At 39.5% G+C, this 3,562-nt stretch carries 4 protein-coding genes; 1 reads left to right on the top strand and 3 read right to left on the bottom strand.

Translation table 11 applies throughout. From position 1 onward, the window contains the following. On the top strand, positions 1 to 1,117 hold a 1,117-nt coding region (locus ACESMA_RS04715; protein WP_372947620.1), incomplete at its 5' end, for a T9SS type A sorting domain-containing protein. A 63-nt stretch (positions 1,118 to 1,180) separates the two neighbouring features. Here the strand turns inward: ACESMA_RS04715 and dapA are convergent. From dapA to ACESMA_RS04700, 3 genes are all read right to left on the bottom strand, one after another. Further along, positions 1,181 to 2,059 (bottom strand): 4-hydroxy-tetrahydrodipicolinate synthase, encoded by an 879-nt coding sequence (gene dapA / locus ACESMA_RS04710; protein ID WP_372947619.1) that lies wholly within the window; start codon positions 2,057 to 2,059, stop codon positions 1,181 to 1,183. Beyond that, positions 2,056 to 2,580 (bottom strand): DUF6913 domain-containing protein, encoded by a 525-nt coding sequence (locus tag ACESMA_RS04705; protein ID WP_372947618.1) that lies wholly within the window; start codon positions 2,578 to 2,580, stop codon positions 2,056 to 2,058. The genes dapA and ACESMA_RS04705 overlap by 4 nt, the downstream gene beginning before the upstream one ends. A gap of 31 nt (positions 2,581 to 2,611) precedes the next feature. After that, positions 2,612 to 3,562, bottom strand: a 951-nt coding sequence (locus ACESMA_RS04700) for a helix-hairpin-helix domain-containing protein (RefSeq protein WP_372947617.1), incomplete at its 5' end; no start/stop codon positions are given.

Genomic DNA, 3,562 nt, shown 5'->3' with positions numbered 1-3,562 from the left:
TCTTGTAAAAATCCAGGATGAAGAAGGAAAAGCAGTAGAAGATTTTGGTTTCCTTGGAGGCTGGCGAAATTTTATAGGTAATATTTCTCCTGATGAAGGATATAAACTAAGAGTAAACAATAAAGATTCAATTGAAATATGTGGCGCTATTGTAGATTATCCGTATTTCATACCTCTAAAAGCAGGATGGAACATTATTGGATTTCCTCAGGCGGTTGCTGTTGATGCCATGGAAGTGATTCAGTCCCTTATTGATAAGGATAACCTTGAAAAAGTTCAGGACGAAAAGGGATATGCCATTGAAGACTTTGGATTTCTGGGAGGTTGGAAAAATAACATAGGAGATTTTATTCCTGGCAAAGGATATAAAATAAAATTATCTGCCGCAGACACCATTCTAATTCAGGAAGTTTATGAAAAATCAGTTCCTATTCTTCCAAGACCAATTCCAACCAGCCATTTTAAACCTTCGTTTTATGGGAACGGTGTAGATCACATGAACATCAACATTACCCAATTATCCAAGGATTTCTTCCAACCTGGAGATGAACTGGCAGTATTTGACGGAGATTTGTGCGTGGGTGCAGTTACATTAATGCCACATCATTTCAATGAACAATTTGTTTCAATTGCAGCCTCAGCAAAAGACCAGTATGGAATGCCCGGTTTTAAAGAAGGTAATTTTTTTACACTAAAATTATGGAGTTCACTTCAAAACAAGGAAATTGAATTGAATCCGGAAATCTTAAAAGGTACTTCTACATTTGTAAAACACGAATCATCATTATTAGGCCTGAAAAATTATGCCACTACAAATACAGATAATAATATTACTTTAAATCAACCTGAAATCAAATGTTTCCCAAACCCTTTTAAAAATGAGGTAACCATTGAATTTACCCTGGAAAAAGAAGTTGAGGTTGAGGTTAATATATTCAACAACGTTGGCCAGCGGATTACAACGCTTCTTCAAAATAAAAAACTTAATAACGGAGTTCATCGTTTATCCTGGGATGGAACAACATCGGGGCAGCAAAAAGCAATCTCAGGCCTGTATTATGTCAGATTGAAGTTTGATGGAATTATGCATCACCGAAAGATTGTATTAAATAAGTAGCCAAATAACAAGGCAGGCACTGAAAGGCCTGCCTTTTTTTCTGTATTCCTAATTACCCAAAATCTACTTCAACTTCAAATACGCCTCTTTTATCTCATTGTAAGTTTCTTCGCTAATTCGGTATAGCGGTGTCCGTAATTCGTTTTGAATAGTCCCCTGCATGTGCATTAGTGCTTTTATACCGCCCGGATTACCTTCTTTAAAAATTAGTTTAAAAAGATCAATCAACTCAAAATGCAACTCTCGGGCTTCGTTATATTTTCCATCGAGTGCCAGATGAATTAATTCACTGACTTTGCCAGGAAAGGCATTGGCAATTACAGAAATTACACCAATTCCCCCAATTGATATTATGGGAAGTGCCAATACGTCATCGCCAGAAATAACCCAAAAATGATCTGGTGTATATTTATTGATGCGGGTTATTTGCGAAAGCACTCCCGATGCTTCCTTAACCGCAATAATTTTATCAGAAGTTTCGGCAAGTCGCACCACCGTTTCGTATTCAAGGTTTACACCGGTGCGTGATGGCACATTGTATAAAATTATTGGCACCGGACTTGTTTTGGCAATTTCTGAATAGTGTCTGTACATTCCTTCCTGCGAAGGTTTGTTGTAATAAGGTGTAACAATAAGCAAACCTGCCACACCATCAAAATCAAACTTTTCTATTTGTTTTATGATTTTTCGCGTATCGTTTCCGCCCATTCCCACAACAACCGGGAGGCCGGCTGAATTCTTTTTGACAAACTTAACCACCTCCTTTTTTTCTTCTGCTGTTAAAGTAGCCGTTTCTGCAGTGGTTCCCAGGGCCACTAAATAATCCATTCCCCCTTTCACCTGGTTCTCGATTATTTTTCCCAGTGCATCAAAATCAATTTTATTTTCTTCGGTGAAGGGTGTAACCAAAGCAACACCTGCACCTTTAAACGGATGATTCATATTAATGTAATATTATTAAATTGCCGAATATAGAAAATTTGTTGACTGGCAAGAAACAATGCATCCTGTTTCCCTTTTATATTAATATTGAGGTCATAAAAATTATTCTCTTTAGGCGACCAGCCAACTTTAAACCGAGCCTTGCTTAAAGCGGTGAGGTAATCGATTACAAGGTTTTGTTCAAGGGCAATGTTTAGTAGTAAATCAAATTCGGTATTTAAAAAATCTTCTGCAAAACCCTTTTTGGGAAACCCCAGCCAGTTGCAATCTTTCGGAGTGATGGTGTTGTTACCTGCCTCAACGGCCGGATTATGGGAATAAACACAAATATTCCGAAAAATAACCAGTGCATGTGAAAAATGATCACGTAAAAACTGAAAAGCCTCTTTTTGTTCGGGCTGCCACAATACGGCAACTTTCCTTATAGACTCAGGATGAGGTAGCTTCACATGGCGTTCAACCGCAGTTGCCTTTTTCTGAAGCCTCCGAAGGGCATATTTTTCAATTAGTTTTATTCCCATTTATACAAATATAATGAATTGTAACCAAGAATTACAAATCGCCCAGCAGCTTCAAAAAATCTTCTTCCGAAATGACGGGGATGCCAAGCTTTTCAGCTTTTTCCAATTTGCTGGGCCCCATATTTTCACCTGCCAGAACATAATTCGTCTTTTTGGAAATGGACCCCACATTTTTTCCGCCATTTTGCTCAATCACCTGTTTCAACTCATCGCGTGAATGCTTTTCAAATGTACCGGAAATAACGATGCTCAGACCTTTTAATTTTTCAGTTCGGTTACTGAGCAGTTCTTCACTCACTTGAAACTGAAGTCCTTGTTTTTTTAGGAATTCAATCATTTCGATGTGTTCCGGTTTCGAAAAGAAATCAAGAATACTTTCGGCAATTCGATCGCCAATTTCATCCAATTCGGTCAATTCCTCTTTTGTTTTTTGCCGGAGGTTATCGATGGAATGAACCTCTTTGGCCAGTTTTTTGGCTACCGTTTCACCCACATACCGGATTCCCAAAGCGAACAAAACCCGCTCGAACGGCGCTTTTTTCGATTCCTCCAGCCCGTCGAGAATGCGTTGAGCCGATTTTTCACCCATCCGTACCAGTGCTGAAAGTTGTTCCTTTTTCAGAAGATACAGGTCGGCAATACTTTTAGCCAGGCCTTGATTGTAGAGCAGTTCGATGGTTTCCTGTCCCAGCCCGTCGATGTCCATCGCTTTCCGGCTCACAAAATGTTCCATTTTTCCTTTAATCTGCGGCGGGCATCCGGTTTCGTTGGGACAGTAATGGGCGGCTTCCCCTTCGTTGCGCACCAGCGGTGTTCTGCACTCCGGACAAATATCAATAAATTCAATCGGCAATGCCATTGGGTGTCTTTTTTCTGCATCCACCCCAGTAATTTTTGGAATGATTTCCCCACCTTTTTCCACAAAAACGGTATCGTTCAGGTGCAAATCGAGGTTTTTAATGATATCAGCATTGTGCAGCGA

The sequence above is a fragment of the Mariniphaga sp. genome, assembly GCF_041687215.1.
Taxonomy (GTDB): domain Bacteria; phylum Bacteroidota; class Bacteroidia; order Bacteroidales; family Prolixibacteraceae; genus Mariniphaga.
This window is presented reverse-complemented; position numbering and strand designations above follow the sequence as displayed.

Bases quoted from the DNA above. Each gene is read 5' to 3' on its own strand.
- dapA (WP_372947619.1), bottom strand. From the start codon at position 2,059: ATGAATCATCCGTTTAAAGGTGCAGGTGTTGCTTTGGTTACACCCTTC.
- ACESMA_RS04705 (WP_372947618.1), bottom strand. From the start codon at position 2,580: ATGGGAATAAAACTAATTGAAAAATATGCCCTTCGGAGGCTTCAGAAA.